At 63.0% G+C, this 21,590-nt stretch carries 21 protein-coding genes; 8 read left to right on the plus strand and 13 right to left on the minus strand.

What is annotated here, in order from left to right:
* Window positions 1–117: 117 nt before the first annotated feature.
* From JWP26_RS21965 to JWP26_RS21990, 6 genes are all read right to left on the minus strand, one after another.
* Window positions 118–2,634: a methyl-accepting chemotaxis protein gene (locus tag JWP26_RS21965; RefSeq protein WP_299733122.1), complete on the minus strand. Its 2,517-nt coding sequence runs from the start codon at window positions 2,632–2,634 to the stop codon at window positions 118–120.
* 394 nt (window positions 2,635–3,028) lie between these two features.
* Window positions 3,029–3,418: a response regulator gene (locus JWP26_RS21970; protein ID WP_299733125.1), complete on the minus strand. Its 390-nt coding sequence runs from the start codon at window positions 3,416–3,418 to the stop codon at window positions 3,029–3,031.
* Between the two features lie 107 nt (window positions 3,419–3,525).
* On the minus strand, window positions 3,526–4,572 hold the full coding sequence (locus tag JWP26_RS21975) for a chemotaxis response regulator protein-glutamate methylesterase (protein ID WP_299733128.1): 1,047 nt from the start codon (window positions 4,570–4,572) through the stop codon (window positions 3,526–3,528).
* Complete coding sequence (locus tag JWP26_RS21980; RefSeq protein ID WP_299733130.1) at window positions 4,569–5,414, minus strand: protein-glutamate O-methyltransferase CheR; 846 nt, start codon at window positions 5,412–5,414, stop codon at window positions 4,569–4,571. The genes JWP26_RS21975 and JWP26_RS21980 overlap by 4 nt, the downstream gene beginning before the upstream one ends.
* 39 nt (window positions 5,415–5,453) lie before the next feature.
* Window positions 5,454–6,983, minus strand: a complete 1,530-nt coding sequence (locus JWP26_RS21985; RefSeq protein WP_299733132.1) for a methyl-accepting chemotaxis protein — start codon at window positions 6,981–6,983, stop codon at window positions 5,454–5,456.
* A 352-nt stretch (window positions 6,984–7,335) separates the two neighbouring features.
* Window positions 7,336–7,926, minus strand: coding sequence for a hypothetical protein (locus JWP26_RS21990; protein ID WP_299733134.1), 591 nt, complete (start codon window positions 7,924–7,926; stop codon window positions 7,336–7,338).
* A gap of 257 nt (window positions 7,927–8,183) precedes the next feature.
* On the opposite strand from JWP26_RS21990, the gene JWP26_RS21995 reads away from it, so the two are divergent.
* From JWP26_RS21995 to JWP26_RS22010, 4 genes are all read left to right on the plus strand, one after another.
* Window positions 8,184–8,537, plus strand: a complete 354-nt coding sequence (locus JWP26_RS21995; protein WP_299733137.1) for a hypothetical protein — start codon at window positions 8,184–8,186, stop codon at window positions 8,535–8,537.
* Window positions 8,538–8,923: 386 nt separating this feature from the next.
* The gene (gene motA, locus JWP26_RS22000; protein WP_299733140.1) at window positions 8,924–9,787 is read left to right on the plus strand and encodes a flagellar motor stator protein MotA; all 864 of its coding nucleotides are present in this window, start codon (window positions 8,924–8,926) and stop codon (window positions 9,785–9,787) included.
* A gap of 30 nt (window positions 9,788–9,817) precedes the next feature.
* On the plus strand, window positions 9,818–10,735 hold the full coding sequence (locus JWP26_RS22005) for a flagellar motor protein MotB (protein WP_299733143.1): 918 nt from the start codon (window positions 9,818–9,820) through the stop codon (window positions 10,733–10,735).
* Window positions 10,736–10,890: 155 nt separating this feature from the next.
* On the plus strand, window positions 10,891–11,244 hold the full coding sequence (locus tag JWP26_RS22010; protein WP_299733146.1) for a hypothetical protein: 354 nt from the start codon (window positions 10,891–10,893) through the stop codon (window positions 11,242–11,244).
* 16 nt (window positions 11,245–11,260) lie between these two features.
* Here JWP26_RS22010 and JWP26_RS22015 read toward each other — a convergent pair whose 3' ends face one another.
* Window positions 11,261–11,770 (minus strand): helix-turn-helix domain-containing protein, encoded by a 510-nt coding sequence (locus JWP26_RS22015; RefSeq protein ID WP_299733149.1) that lies wholly within the window; start codon window positions 11,768–11,770, stop codon window positions 11,261–11,263.
* Window positions 11,771–11,859: 89 nt separating this feature from the next.
* Here JWP26_RS22015 and JWP26_RS22020 point away from each other — a divergent pair, with 89 nt between their 5' ends.
* Window positions 11,860–12,552: an alpha/beta hydrolase gene (locus JWP26_RS22020; RefSeq protein ID WP_299733152.1), complete on the plus strand. Its 693-nt coding sequence runs from the start codon at window positions 11,860–11,862 to the stop codon at window positions 12,550–12,552.
* Between the two features lie 14 nt (window positions 12,553–12,566).
* Window positions 12,567–13,124: a dihydrofolate reductase family protein gene (locus tag JWP26_RS22025; protein WP_299733155.1), complete on the plus strand. Its 558-nt coding sequence runs from the start codon at window positions 12,567–12,569 to the stop codon at window positions 13,122–13,124.
* Between the two features lie 69 nt (window positions 13,125–13,193).
* Here JWP26_RS22025 and JWP26_RS22030 read toward each other — a convergent pair whose 3' ends face one another.
* The 4 genes from JWP26_RS22030 to JWP26_RS22045 all read right to left on the minus strand — a co-directional run bounded on the left by JWP26_RS22030 (window position 13,194) and on the right by JWP26_RS22045 (window position 16,770).
* Window positions 13,194–13,667 carry a chemotaxis protein CheW gene (locus tag JWP26_RS22030; RefSeq protein ID WP_299733158.1) on the minus strand — a complete coding sequence of 158 codons (474 nt, stop codon included), beginning with the start codon at window positions 13,665–13,667 and terminating at the stop codon, window positions 13,194–13,196.
* A gap of 75 nt (window positions 13,668–13,742) precedes the next feature.
* Entirely contained in the window at window positions 13,743–16,079 is a 2,337-nt protein-coding gene (locus tag JWP26_RS22035) for a chemotaxis protein CheA (RefSeq protein ID WP_299733161.1), read from the minus strand.
* Window positions 16,080–16,114: 35 nt separating this feature from the next.
* The gene (locus JWP26_RS22040) at window positions 16,115–16,483 is read right to left on the minus strand and encodes a response regulator (protein ID WP_299733164.1); all 369 of its coding nucleotides are present in this window, start codon (window positions 16,481–16,483) and stop codon (window positions 16,115–16,117) included.
* Window positions 16,480–16,770, minus strand: a complete 291-nt coding sequence (locus tag JWP26_RS22045) for an STAS domain-containing protein (protein WP_299733167.1) — start codon at window positions 16,768–16,770, stop codon at window positions 16,480–16,482. The genes JWP26_RS22040 and JWP26_RS22045 overlap by 4 nt, the downstream gene beginning before the upstream one ends.
* Window positions 16,771–16,970: 200 nt before the next feature.
* Between JWP26_RS22045 and JWP26_RS22050 the strand changes: the two genes are divergently transcribed.
* Together JWP26_RS22050 and JWP26_RS22055 are read left to right on the plus strand one after the other, a co-directional pair.
* On the plus strand, window positions 16,971–18,287 hold the full coding sequence (locus tag JWP26_RS22050) for an NAD(P)H-dependent oxidoreductase (RefSeq protein WP_299733170.1): 1,317 nt from the start codon (window positions 16,971–16,973) through the stop codon (window positions 18,285–18,287).
* 76 nt (window positions 18,288–18,363) lie between these two features.
* Window positions 18,364–19,173, plus strand: a complete 810-nt coding sequence (locus JWP26_RS22055) for a siderophore-interacting protein (protein WP_299733174.1) — start codon at window positions 18,364–18,366, stop codon at window positions 19,171–19,173.
* Window positions 19,174–19,281: 108 nt separating this feature from the next.
* Here JWP26_RS22055 and JWP26_RS22060 read toward each other — a convergent pair whose 3' ends face one another.
* Together JWP26_RS22060 and JWP26_RS22065 are read right to left on the minus strand one after the other, a co-directional pair.
* Window positions 19,282–20,250, minus strand: coding sequence for a zinc-binding dehydrogenase (locus JWP26_RS22060; RefSeq protein WP_299733177.1), 969 nt, complete (start codon window positions 20,248–20,250; stop codon window positions 19,282–19,284).
* A gap of 70 nt (window positions 20,251–20,320) precedes the next feature.
* Window positions 20,321–20,833: an HPP family protein gene (locus JWP26_RS22065; protein WP_299733180.1), complete on the minus strand. Its 513-nt coding sequence runs from the start codon at window positions 20,831–20,833 to the stop codon at window positions 20,321–20,323.
* Window positions 20,834–21,590: the final 757 nt, after the last annotated feature.

Genomic DNA, 21,590 nt, shown 5'->3' on the forward strand with positions numbered 1-21,590 from the left:
CGCGCGCATCCGGATTTGTGCTGAGAAATTAGCGCACAGGCATTAAGCAAGTGTTGTCTATGTTTGGCCGGCGAGCCAGCCCAGAAGGGCGACCGCCGACGCCCAATCAGGGCCGCCCTAGAACTCGCTCCAGTCCTTGTCCACCGCCGCATTCCCGTGGCTCAAATACGAGCGCGTTACGCTTTTGAGCTTGTCCTGCAGGCCGCGCGCACCCTGTGCCACCGCCTTGAGCGGGCTGGCCAATGCCGGCTTGACCCGGCCGGTTTCCGACAAGGCGAAGATATCCACGATCCGGTCGAGTTCGGTGGCCTGCGCCTCGGTCTGCTCGATGGCGGCGTTGATTTCCTCGACCAGCGCCGCATTGTGCTGGGTCATTTCATCCATGGTGCGCACGGCGGTGTTGACCTCGTCGATCGAGGACGCCTGCTCGCGGCTTTCCCTGGCGATGCTGCTCATCAGCTCGTTGGACGACCGCGCCGCGCTCAGCATGGACTCAAGCTTCGTGGCCGCGTCGCTGACGAGCTTGCTGCCGCCCCGGACCTCATTGGCCGACTGCTCGATCAGAACCTTTACATCCGCCGAAGCCGAAGCCGCCGACTGCGCCAGCCGCCGCACTTCCACGGCGACCACCGCAAAGCCCTTGCCCGCATCGCCGGCCCGCGCCGCCTCCACCGAGGCGTTCAGCGCCAGAAGGTTAGTCTGGAACGCGATATCGTCGATCAGCCCGATAATGTTGGAGATCTTGCCCGAGCTTTGCGTGATGCGCTCCATCGCCTCGGTGGCCTGGTGCATCACCTGCCCGCCCTCTTCGGCGGTCCTCGTGACGGTGGAGGCCACGTCGCTGGCGCCACGCGCCCGCTCGGCATTCTGCATCACCGTGCTGGCAAGCTGCTCCATCGCCGCCGAGGTCTCCTCGATCGTCGCCGCCTGCTTGGTGGTGCGTTCGCTGAGGTCATTGGCACCGGAGAGAATTTCCCCGGTCGCGGTCTTGAGCGCGCCCGAAGTTTCGCGCAATTGCCCCACAATGTCGGTCAGCTTGTCGGCCACCGCATTGGTGTCGTGCTTGAGCTGGGCAAAGGCGCCCTGATAGTCGCCCTCCATGCGGTGCGTCAGGTCGGTATTGGCCAGCGAGGCCAGCACTTCCCCGGTTTCGCCCAGGCCGCGATCCACCGTCTCGACCAGATTGTTGACCGAGCGCGCCAGCGTATTGAGTTCATCATCGGGGAATTCGGCATCCACCCTTTTGCTGAAATCACCCGCGATCGCCGCATCCACCACCGCGCCGAACGCCCGTTGCAGGGTCTGCATCATCACGGCCCGATCGGCTTGGCTACGGATGATCTGGTCGGCTTCCGCCTCCGTCATCTGCGCCACTTTGAGCCCGTTCTCGCGGAACACTTCGACCGCCCGCGCCATGGCGCCCAGCTCGTCACGGCCATCGGCGCCGCGCACCTCGGCCGCAAGATCACCCTGCGCCAGTGCTTCCATGGTCCCCGTCAGGCGCGTGATCGGCCGGCTGACCGAGCGCGCGAACAGAAACGACAGCACCGTCGCCGCCAGCAGCAGCCCCGCGCCGATGGCCAGCATCGTATTGCGCATCTGCACCACTGGCGCCATCACCTCGGACTGGTTCTGGATCGCCGCGACCACCAGGTTCACCCCATGCACGCTGGTCGGCACCGCCATGACAGCAGTCTCGGCGCCGCGGAAGTTGGCAATGCCGCTCGCCTCGGTGCCGGCCAATGCGGTCTCGAATGTCGGATCGCCCTTGACCGAGGACACCAGCACGTCGCTTGCCATCGAGAATTTTGATTGCGTGCGCATCAGCCCGTCGGCGCCCACGATGATAACCTCGCCGGTATTGCCCAGCCCCTTGATACCGGAGACGCGCGCCGTCAGCGCCGGCGCCTGGATTTCCAGCGCCATGACGCCGACCACAGCGTCGGCCTTGTAAATCGGCATGGCCATGAAGCTGGCCGCCTTGCCGCCAATAGGGGCATATTGGGTGAAATCGACAAAGTCCGCGGTACCCAGTGGCAGCGTCTGCGCCGCGGTGACCGCCTTGGCCAGCCCGGTCGCCGCCAGCGTCGGATCGCTGACGAAATTCATCGCGAAATCGGGGTTCTTGGCCGTCGAATAGACCAGCTCCCCTGCCATGTCGAACAGGAACACGTCGCTATAGCCGCGCTCCAGCATCAGCGTGCGGAAGCCGGGATGGAAGCGCTTGTGCTGGGTGTCGTAGCTGGCGGCCAGCCCCCCCGAGGTATCGGCCAGCCAGCGTTCGGACTGGTTCGGATTGTCGGTGACATAGGCTTTTTGGAACTGCGCCGCTGCCTTGTCACCCAGCCCGCTTTTCATTTCATTGTAGGAGCGCGTCAGGTTTTCCAGCGCCGCCACCGTATCGGCGCGCTGGGTAAACAGGCTCAAATCGCCTTCGACGTCGGAAAAATACTCGTCCACCTGACTGGTGGCGCTGGCCAGCGATGCCTGCATGGCCTGTTGGCGCTGCTCCTGCACCGTCGACAGGCTGATCAGATAGCCGGCGACGCCGATGCCCACCCCCACCGCCATCGCCATGCCCACCAGAGCCAATGGCAGTTTCTGGGAAATCTTGAGGCGCGACAAAAAGGCCATGCAATAGCTCCAGCTCTTACGGCAGGTCACAACGCGTTCGAATATTTTCGATTACAGAAAACACCGCGCAATATGCGGTGCTCTGGGCGCTGCGGCCTTCCCCCTCCGAAAGTCGGTCTCGACTTGTGGAAACGATACAGGACGCTGATTAATGCCTTGTTACGGATAAATACCGACGCAGAAACGCAAAAGACCGCCCCATTGGGACGGCCTTTTTGAAGCGCGAGCGCGGAAGGATGCGTCGAGGTTCAGGTCAGGCCGAGACGAACCGAAGGTCCGCGCAAGCGAATATGGTGGGTTGGGAGCACCGGAGCGGAGCGTACGTTGGTACGTGAGCACCGGAGCGCAGCAAGCCGGCATTTGCAGGCCGGCATCACCTGAAGATCAATGCATCCTAAGAGAGAGCGCCGATCACGGCTTCGATGCGCTTCTTCATCGTCGACAGGTCGAACGGCTTGATGATGTAATTGTTGACGCCGAAGGAGATAGCTTCCTTGACCTGTTCCTTGTCGGAACGGCCGGTCGCCATGATGAACGGCATGGCCTGGGTGCGCGGGTGCTTGCGGATCACCTTGAGCAGGGTCAGCCCGTCGATATCTTCCATGTTCCAGTCGGAGATGATGAGATCGACATTGGCTTTTTCGAGCTTGCCGAGCGCGTCGCGCCCGCTCTTGGCCTCGATGATGTCCTTGAAACCCAGCTGCGTCAGGATGTACTTACAAATCCCGCGCATCGACTGCTGGTCGTCCACGATCAATACACTGACTGCGCTTGCCTTCGGCATTGCCATTCCACCTTCTAAGCCTGGGACTTCTGTCCCTTCGTCGTCACACTAGGCAACAAGCGTTACAAATCTCTCAACCCAGCCGTCGCATTGCAACGGGGTTGCGATTATGCGGCGTTCTTGAGCCGCACCAAAGCGTTAGCCAATCGTGCGGCAATCGCCTCGAGCGGCGCCTGTTCCACCACTGCACCCTCCTCGAAGGCCACGCGCGGCATGCCATAGACCAGCGAACTGGCCTGGTTCTGCCCCACCGTATAGGCGCCCGCATCGCGCATCAGCTTGAGCCCGCGCGCGCCGTCACGACCCATGCCGGTCAGGATGGCGCCGACCGCCATCGCGCCCACGGTCTTGGCGACCGACTCGAACAGCACGTCAACGCTGGGCCGGTGCCCGCTGGCCAATTCGTCATGCGTCAGGCGGCACTTGAGCTGGCCCGAACTGCGCTCGACCCGCAGATGATAATCGCCACGCGCCACATAGGCATGGCCGCGTTCCAGTGGCATGCGGTCCTCGGCTTCCACCACCTTGATCTCGCACAATTCGTCCAGCCGCGCCGCGAAGCGGCTGGTGAAGCCCGGCGGCATATGCTGGGCGATCACGATCGGCGGACAATCGGTGGGCATATTGACCAGCACCGCCCGCACGGCCTCAACGCCGCCGGTGGATGCGCCAATGGCGATCAGGGCGCCATCCGGCGCCGCCGCGGTGCGCACCGCAACCTTGGGCGCGTCGGCCCGATTGGCCCGGCCCTTGACGTCCGACCGCGCCGCGGCGCGGATCTTGTCGCGCAGGTTGGAGCCGAACGCCTCCAGCCCCCCGGTCAGATCGGCGCTCGGCTTGGCCACGAAATCCACGGCACCCAGTTCGAGCGCCAGCAGAGTTTCGCTGGCCCCCTTCTTGGTCAGCGTCGATACCATCACCACCGGTGTCGGGCGCAGGCGCATCAGCTTTTCGAGGAATTGCAGCCCGTTCATGTTGGGCATTTCGATGTCGAGCGTCACCACATCGGGGTTGAGCAGCTTGATCTTCTCGCGCGCCTCGATCGGATCAACCGCGGTGCCCACCACCACGATATCCTCGTCGCGCGTCAGCATGCGCGTCAACACTTCGCGGATAAGGGCCGAATCGTCGACGACCAGGACCTTGATACTCATGCGGCTTCTCGCTTGTTGGCTTTTAGGCGTGATTGATAAATGGTCTTGCCGACGAGCTTGAAGCCCTCGCCGCCCGAGCCAAGGTTTTCGGAGTGCCCGATATAAAGGAAGGCCTCGGGTGCCAAGAGGCTGGCGAACCGGCCGAACATCTGACCCTGGGTCGCCTTGTCGAAATAGATCGCCACGTTGCGGCAGAAAATGGCGTCGAATGGCCCCTTCATCGGCCAGGCCTGGATCAGGTTCAACGGCTTGAACGACACCAGTTCTCGCACCGCATCGGGCACCTGGATCTGGCCGTCGCCGATCTTGTCGATCAGCCGCGCCCGCTCCGGCGTCAGCCCGGACAATTCGCTTTCGGGATAAATCCCGCGCGCCGCCTTGGCGATCACGGCGGTATCGATATCGGTGCCCAGGATCTTGAAGTCCCAGCGCTTGAGCTCGGGAAACGCTGCCAGCAGGTCCATGCCCACCGTATAGGGCTCCTGCCCGGTCGAGCAGGCCGCCGACCAGATGCGCAGCCGCGTACCGCGCGGCTTATGGGCGATCAGCGAGCCCACATGCTGGCGCAAATGCTCGAAATGATGATCCTCGCGGTAGAACCGCGTCAGGTTCGTGGTCAGCGCATTGACGAAATTCTGCTCGTCCGTGGCCGAGGCGCCGCGTTCCAGGTAATCGACATAGGCGTCGAACCCCCCTAGCCCCAGCGACCGCACGATCTTGGAGAGCCGCGAGACCACCAGCGTGCGCTTGGCATCGCTCAGCGATATCCCCGCGACCTCATAGACCCGTGTCTTGATCCGCGAAAACTCGCGTTCGCTTAAGGGAATCTCTCCCGCATCCATGCCAACCACCCCATCTGCGACCCAGACGATTGGAGTGGTTCAGGCAGCGGAACTGAGCCCGCGAGGAACCGCCCGCAGGGGTCTCCCCGCCGAGGTATCGCTGACCACTTCCATCCGCCCGGTAAGGCGCTTCAGCGCCTCCCCACTTTCGTCCAGTGTCGCCACGATAGTGTCTGCTTCAGTACTTAGATTGCGTAAATGCGCGTCCGCTTCTGCAATCATTTTTTGCAAAGATTGCGCTTCATCCACGCCGGTCGCAGTTTGAGCACGTCCGCGACTGACCACGGCGCGAATATCCTTGGCGCTTTTATTGGTCATCTGCGCCAGCATACGCACTTCTTCTGCGACCACCGCGAAGCCCGCGCCCTTTTCACCTGCCCGCGCCGCTTCGACCGCCGCATTGAGCGCCAAGAGGTTGGTGCGGAACGAAACTTCCTCGATCGCCGCCATCATGGTGTCGATCTCGCGCGTCATGGCATCGATATCGCTGACCACCGCATGGGTGCGCCGCGCCGCCAGATCCGCCGCACCGACCAGATCGCGCGCCTGATGACCGCTATTGCGCATCTTGCGCGCCTGGGCATCGCCGCGTTGCAGCACCGCATTGGTGGTCGTCACATCGGCCCGGGTCTGGGCCGCGACGCTGGTCAGGTGGGCCGCCTGGTTCTGGAAGCGGTCGACCAGCTGGGCCACCGCCTTGAGCTTTTTCTCCAGCCCCTGGCGCAACTCGGCCTCCTCGTCCAATTGTCCTTCCACAGCGACCAGCAGGTCGGCGAGGCCTTTGACCTGCCGCCGGAACGGGCTATGGGCAACTTTGGCGACCGCGGCGTCCCCAGCCAGCAGCCGGTCCAGTTCCTCGGCGCCGGCGTCAACGGCCGCAATGGCAGTGTTGAGAGACGCTAATGCCGGATTGCGCTTGAGCGTTTCCTCGGTGAACCGGAACGAGGTCCGCCCGGCCACCAGCGCGCCCGCGAAGCCTTCCAGGTCGTCATCGGCAATGTAGCAACCGACGGGCTGCAATTCGAGCACGAAGCGGGTCGCCCCGATGGCCAGGCGCTGCAATTGGTAACGCGCGCCGCCCAGCATCAGCATGGCGGTTTCGGGCACCGCGCCCTCGCCCTTTGTATCGCCGATACCCGGCAGGACATCGAGGCGCGCCCCCTCGACCGCTTGCGGGGCGATGGCCACCATGCCGCGACTGGCCGCCAGGATCATGCCCGCCTCGTCGACCAGCAACACCGGCTGCTGCATGGCCACGATGCTGGTCTTGACCTGCTGGGTCCGCTCGGCCTGGGCACTTAGTTGCGACACGATCGAGCTGATGGAGAAAATTTCGCCCTTTTCGTCGCCGAGGCCCGCCGCCTGTGCGACGGAGCGCAGGATGGCCTGGTGGTCGCGGTCGAACTGCTGGCCCAGCGACAGGGTGCCGGCCACCGCCATCGCCACCACGCCGCCGATCAGGATAAGGGAGCTCCCGCTGATCCCCATTGCCAGCATCAATCCGCCGGCCAGGAACATGGCAACAAGCCATAAACTGGCGGCGATCAGCGCGAGGCGCATATGCAGCATGGCAGGCAGATTCCGCAAATCAGAAGGATACGAACACCCCGAATTCCTATCGTATCAATGGTTAACCAAATCTATAGAGCGCCCCTCCGTGCTAACACTGCGCTAACTTTGATTGACGAGGTGTTACCGAAAAACCCATGCCGGAGCCCGCGGCTGTACCGAAATGGGAAAGCTGAGGCTGACGCCTCTCTAAAGCAGCGCCCACCGGTAGGACCGATCGAAATTCGGCTCAGGCTGAGTCGAAAATGCTGGTTCGCGAGAACCGGACCGGAGCGTACTTTCGAGTACGTGAGGACCGGAAGCGCAGCGAACCGGCATTTGCAGACCAGCCTCAGCCGAATAGCGATTGGTCCTAGAAGAGTTCGATGTCGTCGTGTACGGGCACCACCACGGCGCGGCGGCTGGCGATGGCGACTTCTTCGCGTGCCACCGTTGCGCCGGCGTCGCTGTCCAGTCGCTTGACGAAGGCGCGGCCCGAATGCGGCTTGAACAGCACGCGGCGGGCATAGCTGCCCCCGAGGTCTTCGCTGGCCACCGGATAGCCCTCGGCCGCGAGGAATTCGCGCACGAACTCGATGTTCTTGGCGCCCACATCATCCAGCGACGCATTGATCTTGCCGCCGCCGAACACCTTGATTTCGAGATTGGACTTCTTGCCCGTGCCCTGGCTCAGCACCTTGTTGATGAGCTGTTCCATGGCGAAGGCGCCGTATCGGGCCGACGCGCCGTAGCGATCCTTTGACGAACCGGATTGTTCCGCCAAAAGGAAGTGGTTCATGCCGCCCACATTGGCGGCCCGGTCTCGCACGCAGGCCGAGATGCAGGACCCCAGCACGGTCGAAAAAGTCAGGTCGGCGGCATTCGAAATGTGGCAATCACCTTGATGGACCGTGGTGACGACCCCACGATCGAATTCGGGTGGCAGAGAATTGGCCGTTGCCATTTAAAACTATCGACTCCAACGCCTAAGCCCGGCCCATAAAGTGCTAGCACCTTACGTATAAACCGTTGGTTCCACCAAGAATTAGCACCCGGAGCATTCTGGCGAACCTGCCAGGCGCTAATTTCCCGATCCTACGAGCAAACTCGTTATGCAATCGCTAACCACGACGACGAAGCTTTGCGCGCAACATCGCCGCAGCAAGAAGAGCTTTAGAAATAGCGCGGTAGGGTTCTTCATCAGGGGCTAGGATTAGACTGATGTCACTTCATAAACTTGCGCGGGAATTAGACGAGACCGCGCGCCAGACCGCCGGCATGGTCGAAGGCATCACCGAGGCCCTGGATATCCTAGCCGACCCCAACCTCAATCGCGACCAGGCCGTGCGCGACGCCATCCAGATCATCGTCACGGCGCTGCAGGGCCAGGACCGTATCGAGCAGCGCTGCCACAATATGGCACTGGCGGTTCGCCAGTTTGCCCTCCTGCCCCCCACCTCCCCTGATTCGGTCTATGACGAAATCTGGTCCAGCCTGACGCTCGACGAATTGCGCGTCCCCGCTTTGTCCGGCATTGCCGCCCATTCCAGCCATGGCGAAGCCGAGCTGTTCTAAGCTTTCGCCGGCACCCCCATGTTGCCCACCCCAGCGCCGCACGGCGCTTTTGCCGTTTTCCGGCCTGAATTTTCCCGGCCGCGAGCCACGGCAATTTGCAGGGCTTACATGCGTGTGTCGCTGGCCGCGATACACCAGATATTAAGGCTAATGGCACGATAATGGCTGTGTTGGGAACGACTTACGCCACACGCTTGGGCTGACCAGGCCAAAGCCGGCGGCGGTCGTAACGTGATTTTGGTTGCGGTGTTTGGGCCGGTGACCGCCTCGCATGCCAACTCTGGCGCAAACCGGCCAGATCTACAGAAATACAAGTGCAGACACGGCTTCCTCAGGTGAATTCAGATCCACTCGCGGATGAATTCAAAAAGTGAGTTTCTAATAGAATGCGCCTAATTATTGGTATTGTTGTCATTTTGGCGAGCGTTCTGGGCGGCTATACCATGATGGGTGGCAAGGTCCTGGTGCTCTTCCAGCCCTATGAATTTCTGGTCATCCTGGGCGCGGCCGCGGGTGCTTTCGTCATCGGCAATACTGGCCCGGTGCTCAAGCAGTGCCTGGGCATTTTCAGCACCCTGTTCAAGGGTCCGAAATATAACAAGGAAGCCTATATCGAATTGCTGGGGCTGCAGTTCAGCCTGTTCAAGCTGGTGCAGGCCAAGGGCATCCTGGCGCTCGAGCCGCATATCGAAAGCCCCGAGACCTCGACGATCTTCGCGCGCTTCCCCAAATTCGCCGCCAATCACCACGCCGTCGAGTTCACCTGCGATTACCTGCGCATGGTGACGCTGGGCTCCAACAACGTCCACGAAATGGATGCCCTGATGGATGAGGAACTCGAAACCCACCATCAGGAGAACGAGCGCGTCGTCGGCGCCATCCAGGCCCTGGCCGATGGCACCCCGGCCCTCGGCATCGTGGCCGCCGTGCTGGGCGTGATCAACACCATGGGCTCGATCAGCGAGCCCCCCGCCGTGCTCGGCCACATGATCGGCGGCGCGCTCGTGGGCACGTTCTTCGGCGTGTTCATCGCCTACGGCTTCTTCGGCCCGATGGCCCAGTCGCTCAAGAATATCTACGAGTCCGAAGCCAAGTACCTGATGTCGCTGAAGGTGGGCCTGCTGGCGCACATTTCCGGCCAGGTGCCCGTCATGGCCATCGAATTCGCCCGCAAGGGCCTGATGTCGGAAGTCCGTCCGACCTTCGCCGAAATCGATCAGGCCACCGCCGATCTGACGGCAGCCAATTAAGCCACCAGGCTTCAGGAAAGCATAAGCGTCATGGCCGATTACAATCAGCCGATCATCATCAAGAAGATCAAGAAGAACCGGCACGTTCATCACGGCGGTGCCTGGAAGATCGCCTATGCGGATTTCGTGACCGCCATGATGGCCTTCTTCCTGCTGCTCTGGCTGATCAGCATGACCTCGGACGAGCAGAAAAAGGGCCTTGCCGATTATTTCGCGCCGACCAGCGTCAGCGCCTCGACCAGCGGCGCCGGTGGCATCATGGGCGGTAACTCGCTCGACGATACCGGCTCGCAACGCTCCGGCTCGGCCATCGCGGTGGGCGATCCGGCGACCTCTCCGCCCAGCACCACCACCGGCTCGCAAGAGTCCCAGATCGAATCCAAGGACGGCTTTACCGCGGGCACCAACAGCGCCGAAGGCTCCTCGCAGCCCGATCTCAAGTCCACCTATGACAAGAATTTCCACGCCGCCGCCGCCAGCATTCGCCAGGCTTGGCAGGCCATGCCCAATATCACCGATATCGCCGACAATCTCTTGATCGAGGAAACCAAGGACGGCCTGAACATCCAGATCGTCGATCAGGATGGCCACCCGATGTTCCCCGAAGGCTCGAAATATCCCTTCGAGGCCACCCGCCAGGCCATCGCCGCTATCGCCCCGGTCCTGCAGCAACTGCCCAACCAGATCAATATTTCCGGGCACACCGCCGCCGGCACCACCTATAGCAACCCCCGCTACGGCTCGTGGGAACTCTCCAGCGACCGCGCCAATACGGTGCGATCCATCCTGGGCGAATTCGGGCTGAACCAGGACCACATCCATTCGGTCATCGGCCGCTCCACCACCGACCCGTTCTTCAACAACGACCCCTACATGGCCGCCAACGAGCGCATCGAAATCACGGTGTTGTATGAGGCTCCACCGGTTCCGCCGGACATGGATCCGTAGACCAAGCCGAAATTCTCAGGTCGTTCTCTCCCGATATCGGGAGGGAGCCCAGCTCCTTGCGAGCAAAAGTTAACGCAGCGTTAGCTATCTCCCCCGGCTGCCGGCTTGAATGAGCCACAGGCTCGTGCCTGAATGCACCAGCGAAGGAGGATTTCATGCGCATCACTGCAATGATTACGGTAATCGCCGCGCTTTCTGCTGCTTCCCCGGCCTGGGCCGACGAGGTGCCGGCCGACATCGTTGGCCACTGGGCTCTTGATGGACAGTGCGACAAGGCCGACAAATCCATCCACATCGACGCCGCCACCTTGGCCTTCGGCGCCCAAAAGGGCGACGCCGTCGAGTTCATGACCAATGATAGCCCCGCCGGCAACGGCGCCATCCACTGGAGCGAAGAAGGCGTCGTCGACAATTTTGAGTTCGACACGGCCAGTGACACGCTGTTGCACAACACCGAGGGCTACGGCATGGGCCTCGCTCCAGAAGTCTACAAGCGCTGCAAGGCTTGAGCCAGCGCGTCGTCCCTCAGGCGAACGAAACCCTCCTCGCCATGACCGCCTCGTAGCCCGCCTGCAACTGGGCGCGGACCGATGGCCCCTGCCCGTCCGGCAGCGACGCCCCCAGATGTTCAGCCCGCAACTCCGACATGAACTGCTCCCACATGGCCGGGCCGCCCTCCTCGAGCAGGACGGCGCGGATGCTGAGCTCCTCGCTGACCGGCAGCCACTTGCTGCCCCAGGCGCCGAGATGGGCCATGATCGGCACCAGCTGGATGGCCATTTCACTGAGGCTGTAGATGCCCTTCTGCTTGTGCGTCGGGTCGTCGGCGCGCGTGAGCATGCCCAGCGCCGTCAGCGATTTCAGCCGGTCGGCCAGGATGTTGGACGAAATGCCCTCCGGCGATCCGAGCAGCAGCTCGCGGAAATGGCGGCGGCCGCCGAAAATCATGTCGCGCAGGATCAGCAGGCTCCATTTGTCGCCGAACACCTCCAGCGACAGATTGATCGGGCAGCCCGAGCGGTGATCGTCACGCATCCATCGACTCCAAACCGGTTGCATTATCGCATCAGTGATCCTAACCTGCAACTGGTTGCAAAACACAATCAGTTTGATGGAGGATGAAAATGAAGGCCAAGGAACCTGGCGGCACGTTCGTCGTCGCTCACGGCGCCTGGACCGGCGGCTGGTCATGGCAGCGGGTCGTCGATCGGCTGCAGGACCATGGGCATCGCATGCTGGTCCCGACCCTGACGGGCCTCTGCGAGCGATCGCACCTTGCCGGCCCGGAGGTGAACCTCGACACGCACATCGCCGACATCGTCAACGAAATCATCTGGAAGGACCTGCAGGACATTGTCCTCGTCGGCCATTCCTATGGGGGGATCGTCGCCATGGGCGTCGCCGAGCAGGTGGCGGACCGCATCGCCTCGTTCGTTTTCGTCGAGGCCCTGGTCCTCGCCGATGGCCAGTCCTTCGCCGATCTGGCGCCGGGATGGGAACTGGAGGGCGCATTGACGCAAGCGCCGCCCAGCGCGCCGGGCGAGTACAAGAACGAGGCGGATCGGCTCTGGGTGGACAGCAAGACGACACCCCAGCCGACGGCGACAATTACCCAGAAACTTCGCACGACCGGCGCCTTTCAGCGCATCCCCAGGAAGACGTTCATCGTGGCCAAGGATGGCGGCTTCACCGAGACCGCGAACCGCTTCCGCTCCGATCCGACATGGACCGTCCGGGAGGTCGTGTCCGGCCATGACATGCCGATCGACGCGCCCGATGACCTCGCCGCCATGCTCGAAGACGCAATGCCGAACTGATCAAGGAGAGAAAAATGGGCAAGCTGACATATGGAATGATGATGTCGCTCGACGGTTTCCTCGCCGATGCGTCACCCTATTTCGACGCAGGGGTGCTGGGCTTCATCAACGATGAGATGCGCAAGCTCGGCACCGAAATCTACGGCCGGCGCATGTACGAAGAAATGCTCTACTGGGAAACCTACCAGCCGCAAAAGTCGGGGTCCGAACACGCCGATGATTTCGCGCGGCTCTGGAAGGGGCTCGACAAGCTGGTGATCTCCTCAACGCTCGAACGGGTATCGAGCGACAGCACGCAGCTCACGCGCGCGTTCCAGCCGGAAGAAATTCGCCAGCTCAAGGCGGCATCGCCCAAGGACCTCTCGGTCTCGGGTCCGACGCTGGCGGCGCAATTCATCAAGGCGGGCTTGGTCGACGAATACGGGCTCTATTGCGTGCCTGTGGTCCTTGGTTCGGGCAGGCCGGTGTTCAACGACGTCGACGGCCAGCTAAATCTCGACCTCGTCGAGGAACGCCGGTTCGCCTCGGGCCTGATTTTCCTGCGCTATGTCCCCCAAAACAAAGGAACATAGGTCCGGCCCCAAAACAAAAGGGCGCCACTTGGGCGCCCTTTTGCAAAAATCCAGGGCCGTTAATGCGGCCTAATTGTCCATCCGGGCGCCGGACACCACCGCGTGCAGGTCGATCAGGCCGACCATCCGGCTGTCATGGGTGACGATGCCGTTAAGCAGTTCGGTATCGATCGAATTGCCTTCGGGAACATTGTGAATGTCGTCGCGCGACACGGTCAGAATGTCGGACACAGCATCGACCAGGATGCCGACCCATTTGTCGCCGACGCTCATCACCACGACGACGTGGTTCTTGGTGGGCGTGGTCTGGCCATCGCCGAAGCGGGCGCGCAGGTCGAAGATCGGCACGATTGTGCCGCGCAGGTTGATCACCCCGCGCACGAATTCACGGGTGTTGGGCAAGGGCGTCGCCCCATTCCAGGCGCGAATTTCGCGCACCGTGGTGATTTCCACCCCATAGGTCTGCTCGCCGATCGAAAACGCGATCAGTTGCAGCGAATTCTGGGCGGCAGCAGCCGACTTGTCGTTGAGATCGTCTCTCAAGCCGAGGGCTTCCATTGTCTTCTGGCCTTTCCGCCGCCCATTCTGGACGGCCCGTTACGCATTTACTCGCAGAAATTATGCTGCATTCTTGTGGATGATGGAGGTCTTGAGGCTCTGCACGTCCACGATCAGCGCGACATTGCCGTCGCCCAGGATCGTGCCGCCCGCAATGCCTTCGACCCGCTCGAAGTTTTCTTCCAGCGATTTGATCACCACCTGCTGCTGGCCGATGATGTCATCGACGATCAGCGCCACCTTGGCTGACCCTTCGGCCTCGCACAGCACGACAAACCGGTTTTCCGGCTCGGTCGTCGTGGTCATCGCGAAGCGCTGGGCCAGATCGATCACCTGCACATATTCGCCACGCACCTGCAGCACCTGGCCGCCGCTCGGCACGCGCTCGAAATTGGCGCGCGAACACTGAATGGTTTCCACGATCGAGCTGAGCGGCACCACGTATGGGCTGTCGCCGACCTTGACCAGCATGACGTCCAGCACCGCCAGCGTCAGCGGCAGGCGCAGCGTCATGCGCGTACCCCGGCCAGTCCAGCTTCGGACATGCACCGAGCCGCCGATTTTCTTGATATTGGACAGCACCACGTCCATGCCGACACCGCGGCCGGAAAGGTCGCTCACCGCCTCGGCGGTGGAGAAACCCGGCGCGAAGATCAACTGGTCGATCTGCTCTTCGGTCGGGGTGATATCGGGCGCCACGATGCCCTTGTCGCGCGCCACCTGCAGCACGCGATCGCGATTGATGCCGGCGCCGTCGTCCTCGACGATGATCAGAATATTGCCGCCCGCTTGCTCGGCCGAAAGCCGGATCGTGCCGGTTTCGGGCTTGCCCGCAGCCAAGCGCTTTTCCGGGCTCTCGATGCCGTGGTCGGCCGAGTTGCGGATCATGTGGGTCAGCGGATCGCTCAGCTGCTCGATCACCGTCTTGTCGATTTCGGTGTTCTCGCCCACGGTTTCCAGCTTGATCTTCTTGGCGGTCTTCAGCCCCAGCTCGCGCACCAGGCGCGGCATGCGGCTGAACACCGATTTGACCGGTTGCGCACGGATCGCCATCACGGAATCCTGCAGGCCGCGCGTCGTCTGCGCCAGCACTTCAAGCCCGCGCACCAGTTCGGTATAGCGCGTGCGCAGCGTCTCATCCATCTGCTGGGTCAGCATCGACTGGGTGATGACCAGTTCGCCCACCATGTTGACGACGCGATCGACCTTGTCGAGATCGACACGGATCGACTGCACGCCCAGGCTGCGGCGTTCGCCTTCTTCGCCGGGCGCGGTTTCAGGCGTTGCGGCCGGCGTAATCACCACCTTAGGTGCAAGCGCCACCTTGGCCACTGGCGCCGGCTTGATGCTGTCGGCGATATCGGCAAAGCTCAGGCCCGGCGCGTCGTCGGCCTTCGCCTCGACAACCGCGACTGCGGCCGGAGCGACGTCAGCCTTGGCCTTGGCGGGAGCGGCTGGCTCGATATCGAATTCAAGCAAATGGGCAACTTCGTCGTCGGCCAGTTCCAGCAGGTTGATCGGCGCCATTGCGGGCGCTGATGGCGTCGCGGGATGCACCAGCGCAGCCTTGACCTCGGCGGTCGGCGGCGTGCCGACGCCAAGCTGGGCAATCGCGATATCGCAATCGCCTTCGACAAATTCGAACACTTCGCGGATCATCGCCTCGGTCAGCGTTTCCGAGACCAGCGTGATTTCCCAGGAGCAATAGACCGCGAACGGCTCGAAATCGCTCAGCGGCGGAATCTCTTCCAGCACCGCCTTCGTGGTCATCTCGCCCAGCACTGCCAGTTCGCGGAACAGCAGCAGCGGATCGTTGGCGCGGGCATAAAGCGCCCGGTGCGGAGTGAAGTGCACTTCCCAATGCCCGCTTTCGCCGGCCATCGGCAGGGCTTCGAACGTATCGTCGATTTCGGGGAAATCGTCGTCATTGCCGCCGATATTGACCATGACGGGCACGAATTCGATGTCGAATTCCTCGTCCGGCTCGCCCGCAGTGTCGTCCTCGGCCGCGTCACCGCGCGCCAGGGCGTCGAAGCGGTTCTTCTCGTCCATGCCATAGTCGGCCGGCAGCGCCTCGCCCGAGCGGGCGGCGGCCACGTGGTCGGTGACGATATCGTTGGCGCGAATGCAGAGCGTCACGACCTCGTCGGTCAATTCGATGCGGCCGTCGCGCACGTAATCCAGCAGCGTCTCATAGGCGTGGGCGAACCCGACCAGCGCCGAGAAACCGAACGCACCGGCGCCGCCCTTGACCGAATGGATGGCGCGGAACACCGCGTTCAGCCGGTCCGCATCGCGCTCACCGGCCTCGATGGCGACGAACTGCTCCTCGAGCTCGGTCAGCAGCTCCGAGCATTCGTCGAAATAGGTAGCTTTGAAATCGTCGAGGTCGCTCATGCGAAACGCCCAACCCTTCTGGGTTTTATACTGGTTTAATGCACGACGCGATGGATGACCGAGATCAGCTTTTCCGGATCGAACGGCTTGACGATCCAGCCGGTGCCGCCGGCGGCCTTGCCCTGGTCGCGCTTGTCCTGGCTGGTTTCGGTGGTCAGGATCAGGATCGGCAGGCTCTGGTGGTTACCGGTAGCGCGCACGTTCTTGATGAATTCGATGCCATCCATGATCGGCATGTTGATGTCGGTGATCACCACATCCACGGTCTGGGTCTTGAGCACGTCCAGCCCCTGCTGTCCGTCCTCGGCCTGCAGCACCTCGAACCCGGCATTGCTCAGCGTATGGTGCAGCATCGCCAGAATGGTTCTCGAATCGTCCACGGTCAGTACGCGCAAGGCAGTCATCCTCTCATCATCCCCATGAAGCTGGATCCCAAACCCAGCCGCTCGATCGCGCCGGTCAGGGCTGCGCTCGGCTTCTCAATCGCGAATTCAAAATTGTTTTTGCGCGCGGTTTCCGCCGCGCTGATCAGCATGAAGAGCGCATTGGTCGAAATCCGTTCGACCCCGGCCCCCGAAATGGCGACCGGTCCTTCCTCAATCGCGTCGATCAGGCCGTCGCGGATGCCATCAAGCGAATCGAGATCGACGATTGCCGGCAATGCGACAGTTTTTTTCCCGGCCTTGACCATGATTGGAATGCTGCCCCCACGGAGAAATTCCCCGAGCCACAGTCTCCATTGGAACGGTTTAAGAAGTGCTAAGCATTTTGCAGAAGAAGGGCTTGCCAGCCCCTCCGCCCCAAAAGAACGGCTTGCCTGGCAACCGGGCCGGTGTTCCCATGCGCTCACGCCGGTGCTAGGGGAAGACACACCCTCGCGAGAGCCTCATCATGACCAGCCAGATCGCCCTCACCGGCATCGCCCGTGACCTTGCCGCCCGCGCCGCAACCGGCAAGCCGATCCGGGTCGGCGTCATCGGCTCGGGCGAAATGGGTACCGATCTCGTAACGCAAATGTCATTGATGACCGGCATCGAAATGGCCGCCATCGCCACCCGCCGTCCCCATACGGCGCTCGCCGCCATAACCATTGCCTATGGCGACGATAGCCACGGCCGCGAAGCCAATACACCCGCGCAGGCCACCGCCGCCATCGAGGCCAGCAAGATCGCCATCGTCAGCGCCGAAACCCTCGTCACCACGCCCAATATCGATGTGGTCATCGACGCTACCGGCAAGCCGGGCGTCGCCGCCGATTACTGCCTCACCGCCATGGAACACGGCAAGCATCTCGTCATGATGAATGTCGAGGCCGACGTCACCATCGGCCCCTATCTGAAAAAGGAAGCCGACCGCCTCGGCGTCATCTATTCGGTCGGCGCCGGGGACGAACCAAGCTCTTGCATGGAACTGATCGAGTTCGTCTCGGCCCTGGGCCTGCCCATCGTCGCCGCCGGCAAGGGCAAGAACAACCCGCTCTGGCACGACGCCACCCCCGACGACTATCGCGAGGAAGCCGCCCGCCGCAACATGAACCCGCGCATGCTGGTCGAGTTCGTCGATGGCTCAAAAACCATGGTCGAAATGTGCGCCATCGCCAATGCCACGGGCCTGGTCCCCGACGTGCCCGGCATGCACGGGCCCAAGGCCGACCGCGACGACATGGCCAAGGTTTTGATCCCCCGCGAAGACGGCGGCATCCTGCACAAAATGGGCGTCGTCGACTACACGGTGGGCAAGGGCGTCGCCCCCGGCGTCTTCGTCATCGTCAAGGCCGAGCATCCGCGCATCATCGAGCGCATGGATGACCTGCATATCGGCCACGGCCCCTATTACAGCTTCTTCCGCCCCTACCACCTGACCAGCCTTGAAGTCCCGCTGACCTGCGCGCGCATCATGCTCTACGGCCGCCCCGACATGGTGCCCCTGCCCCAGCCCGTCGCCGAAGTCTGCGCCGTCGCCAAGCGCGATCTCAAGGTTGGCGAGACCTTCGATGCCATCGGCGAAACCTGCTACCGCTCCTACACAATGACCATCGGCGACGCGCGCAAGAACCACGCCATCCCTGTCGGCCTGGTCGAAGGCGGCAAGGTCACCGCCCCCGTCGCCAAGGGCGCCCTCCTCACCACCGCCAACAGCCAACCCGATACGAGCACAAGGCTGTTCGCCCTGCGCCAGCGTCAGGACCAGATGTTCGGCCTGGTTTAGGCCTATCGCGTCACGCCAGCCTTGCATTTCACTTCGCGCCATCTTAAATCCTGACTAACACATTCAGGATTACGCCATGTCCAGCCTTACCGAAGCCCGCACGCCCCAGCGCGTCCGCCACGAAACCCGGATGCGCCTGCTCGACGTGGTCGGCGTCACCGACATCACCCCGCTGATGCGCCGCATCACGCTCTCTGGCGATCTCAATGGCTTCGTCAGCCTCGGCCATGCCGATCACATCAAATGCTTCTTCGGCGAACCGGGCGCGGCCCCCGTGGTTCCCGTGCTCGGCCCCAATGGCGCCGAATTCCCCGAAGGCCATCCCCGTCCGCAAATGCGCGACTACACCCCGCGCTCGTTCGACGCCGCCGCCAACACGCTCGACATCGATTTCGTGCTGCATGGCGATGGCCCTGCCTCGTCCTGGGCCGCCCAGGCCAAAGTCGGCCAGCAATTGCTGATCGGCGGCCCGCGCGGCTCGATGATCGTGCCGCCTGCCTTCGACTGGTACCTGCTGGTTGGCGACGAAACCGCCCTGCCCGCCATCGGCCGCCGTATCGAGGAACTGCCCGCCGGCGCAAAAGTGCTCGCCGTCATCGAAGTGGACAGCCCCGCCGAGGAACAGCGTTTTACCACCGCGACCGACCTGTCGCTGACCTATGTGCACCGCAACGGTCGCCCTGCCGGCACCACCGACCTGCTACTCACCGCCCTCTCCGCCCTCGATTTCCCCTCCGGCGACGCCCACGCCTTCATCGCCTGCGAAAGCAACACGAGCAAGGCCCTGCGCCAGCATCTAGTCGAACAGCGCGGCTTCAATCCCGAATGGGTCCGCGCCGCCGGCTACTGGCTGCTCGGCACCGCCGACGCCCACGAACCGCACTAGCGGGCGACCCTTTGAGGGCATGATGCCTGAAAGCCCCGATCCGCCTCCTCCCCCTGCCAGGGGGAGGATTGAGGTGGGGGTTCTGCGGCCGTCCTATGTCCATGCAGATTAGGGCTTCAACGCAATCTTGCCCTTCCGCCCCGGCTCGCCACTCGCCTTGACCGCGTCGGCAATCCGATCCAGCCCGAACACCGCCTCGATCGGCAGCACCAGTTCGCCCTTGGCCGCCAGCGCCACCACTTCGCCGAACATGCGCCCGATCACTTCCGGCGCCAGGTTCGGCTTCATGCCCCAAAACCCGCGCACCTTAATGCCGCGGAACAGCAATTGCGCCGCGGTGATCTTGAGGGGCCGCAGCGTCATCGCCCCGAAATTGACCAGCTCGGCCCCATCCGCCACCACATCCAGCAATTGGCCCGGCCCGTCGCCTCCCAGCGAATCCAGCGCCCTGATGATCGGCGCCCCGCCCGTCAGCGCCCGCACCCGCTCCTGCCAGCCCGCGCCCTGCGTCGATACCACATTGGCAATCCCCAGCGCCTCCAGCTCCGCCACCGTCTCGTCGCGCCGCACGAGGCTGATGACATTGATCCCCTGTTCCGCCCCGAAACGCGACACCAGCTTGCTGACCATGCCATTGCCGGCGTTCTGAATGATCCAGTCGCCCGACTTCACCTTGAGATCGGCCAAAATCATCTTGGCGCTGAGCGGCATGGAAATGAGCTGGCACGCCGTCTCGTCGCTGACGCTATCGGGCACCGGCACCACCCGCGCCGCATCGACCAGATAGAACTCCGCCCAGGTCTGCTCCGCGCCCCCGGCAACCCGCTGGCCAACGCTCAAATTACCCACGCCCTCGCCGAGCGCCTCCACCACGCCCACCGCTTCGGTCCCTGGCACCGCCGGCAGCGCCGGCTTGATGCCGTATTCCCCCGCAATGGTCATCAGGTCGTGGTTGTGGATCGGCGACAGCACCAGCCGCACCAATGCCTGTCCCGCGCCCGGCACTGGCCTTGGCCGCTCGGCCAAACCCAGCACCTGTTCGGGCACGCCAAAACTCTCGAAAACAACGCTGCGCATGGTCACAATATCCTCTGGACTCCAAGGCCCATAGATACGCCTGCGCCCCACCGATTCAAATGCCCTGCGACTATTCGGCTGGTTCGCGCAGCCGTGGATAAACCGCCCGCGGCGGCACCCGATGCATCACCATGGCCACCGCCACGAGGCACAGGCAGCCGGCCAGCAGCACTTCGAACAGGGTCTGCGGCGCGATCGGGCTGGCAAACACCGCCAGCGGCACCGCTGCGGCCGGCGGATGATTGACCCGCAGCAACAGCATGAGCAGCATCACCACCCCAACAGCGATCGCCGCGGCCCACGCCGCATGCGGCAGCAGCGCCTGCGCCCCGCTCGCCACCGTCGCGGCGATAAAGTAGCCCCCAAAGATATTAGCCGGCTGCGCCGATGGACTCTCGGGATGCGCCGACAGCGCCAGCGCCGTCGGCCCCAGCGGCGCCATCAGCAGCGGCAGCCCGGTCCACGTCGCCAGGCCCCCGATCGCCGCCAGCCCCAACACCGCTCCGCCGCTCGATTTGAGATGGCTGCGCCAATGATGCATCGGATCATGACGGGTGAGAAAACGGCGGAACTGGCGGAACATCGGACCAACACGAAAGAGACGCGTGCTCTTAGCAAGATCGCTCCCCCAGATACAGACCCACCATTGCGTGCGTCGGCGAACCCTTGGCAAATCGTTCCGTTCGCTAACGCCCATCCAATCGTGGCAATCCCGCCCTGCCTCCCCCATGGGGCCTGGCCTCGATCTGATCCCACCCACCAGCCGTCCCGCAGGCTTGACCCGCGGGCCTCTCGCCAACGCCCAAGCGCCAGTGGCTGGCCACCGTGACCCGCGGGTCAAGCCCGCGGAAGGGCCGGTGTGTGGGAGACGTTGGCTCCCAATCCCCTCCCCACGCTCACCCCATTAGAGCCATCAAGTTCACGCCACCCACCGTCATCACCGGGCTTGTCCCGGTGATCCATCTTTCTGCCGCCTGCGCCTCGCCTCGGCACAAAGCCACCCCACCCACAGTGTCATACCGGCGTAGGCCGGTACCCATCCCGAGATATCGCCCCCTGCCGCAAGGTGGTTGTCGTGCCACTCTCACTGGCGGCGTGCGTCCGCATCTCGGGATGGGCCTCGGCCTGCGCCGGGGTGACACCGAGATTGGGGACGCCTTTTGCCCCTTACCCAACTAATCCCCGCCCCCAAAGACTCCCGCATACTCCCTCCCGATATCTCCACAATGGCTGCGGGTTCGCGACGAACGGCCGTGGGGAGTTTGGTGGGAGGGGAATGCGGTCGCGCGATCCCTGGGCCAGCGCTACGTTCGTCATCCCAGACGTGAAGGGAGGCCACG

Origin of the sequence: Devosia sp. (assembly GCF_028290435.1) — a bacterium.
In the GTDB taxonomy this organism is placed as follows: Bacteria; Pseudomonadota; Alphaproteobacteria; order Rhizobiales; family Devosiaceae; genus Devosia.

Bases quoted from the DNA above. Each gene is read 5' to 3' on its own strand.
- JWP26_RS22020 (WP_299733152.1), top strand. From the start codon at position 11,860: ATGAAGGCCAAGGAACCTGGCGGCACGTTCGTCGTCGCTCACGGCGCC.
- JWP26_RS21970 (WP_299733125.1), bottom strand. From the start codon at position 3,418: ATGCCGAAGGCAAGCGCAGTCAGTGTATTGATCGTGGACGACCAGCAG.
- JWP26_RS22060 (WP_299733177.1), bottom strand. From the start codon at position 20,250: ATGCGCAGCGTTGTTTTCGAGAGTTTTGGCGTGCCCGAACAGGTGCTG.
- JWP26_RS22065 (WP_299733180.1), bottom strand. From the start codon at position 20,833: ATGTTCCGCCAGTTCCGCCGTTTTCTCACCCGTCATGATCCGATGCAT.
- JWP26_RS22040 (WP_299733164.1), bottom strand. From the start codon at position 16,483: ATGACTGCCTTGCGCGTACTGACCGTGGACGATTCGAGAACCATTCTG.
- JWP26_RS22010 (WP_299733146.1), top strand. From the start codon at position 10,891: ATGCGCATCACTGCAATGATTACGGTAATCGCCGCGCTTTCTGCTGCT.
- motA (WP_299733140.1), top strand. From the start codon at position 8,924: ATGCGCCTAATTATTGGTATTGTTGTCATTTTGGCGAGCGTTCTGGGC.
- JWP26_RS22035 (WP_299733161.1), bottom strand. From the start codon at position 16,079: ATGAGCGACCTCGACGATTTCAAAGCTACCTATTTCGACGAATGCTCG.
- JWP26_RS22050 (WP_299733170.1), top strand. From the start codon at position 16,971: ATGACCAGCCAGATCGCCCTCACCGGCATCGCCCGTGACCTTGCCGCC.
- JWP26_RS21995 (WP_299733137.1), top strand. From the start codon at position 8,184: ATGTCACTTCATAAACTTGCGCGGGAATTAGACGAGACCGCGCGCCAG.
- JWP26_RS22005 (WP_299733143.1), top strand. From the start codon at position 9,818: ATGGCCGATTACAATCAGCCGATCATCATCAAGAAGATCAAGAAGAAC.
- JWP26_RS21985 (WP_299733132.1), bottom strand. From the start codon at position 6,983: ATGCTGCATATGCGCCTCGCGCTGATCGCCGCCAGTTTATGGCTTGTT.
- JWP26_RS21965 (WP_299733122.1), bottom strand. From the start codon at position 2,634: ATGGCCTTTTTGTCGCGCCTCAAGATTTCCCAGAAACTGCCATTGGCT.
- JWP26_RS21980 (WP_299733130.1), bottom strand. From the start codon at position 5,414: ATGGATGCGGGAGAGATTCCCTTAAGCGAACGCGAGTTTTCGCGGATC.
- JWP26_RS22045 (WP_299733167.1), bottom strand. From the start codon at position 16,770: ATGGTCAAGGCCGGGAAAAAAACTGTCGCATTGCCGGCAATCGTCGAT.
- JWP26_RS22015 (WP_299733149.1), bottom strand. From the start codon at position 11,770: ATGCGTGACGATCACCGCTCGGGCTGCCCGATCAATCTGTCGCTGGAG.
- JWP26_RS21990 (WP_299733134.1), bottom strand. From the start codon at position 7,926: ATGGCAACGGCCAATTCTCTGCCACCCGAATTCGATCGTGGGGTCGTC.
- JWP26_RS22025 (WP_299733155.1), top strand. From the start codon at position 12,567: ATGGGCAAGCTGACATATGGAATGATGATGTCGCTCGACGGTTTCCTC.
- JWP26_RS21975 (WP_299733128.1), bottom strand. From the start codon at position 4,572: ATGAGTATCAAGGTCCTGGTCGTCGACGATTCGGCCCTTATCCGCGAA.
- JWP26_RS22055 (WP_299733174.1), top strand. From the start codon at position 18,364: ATGTCCAGCCTTACCGAAGCCCGCACGCCCCAGCGCGTCCGCCACGAA.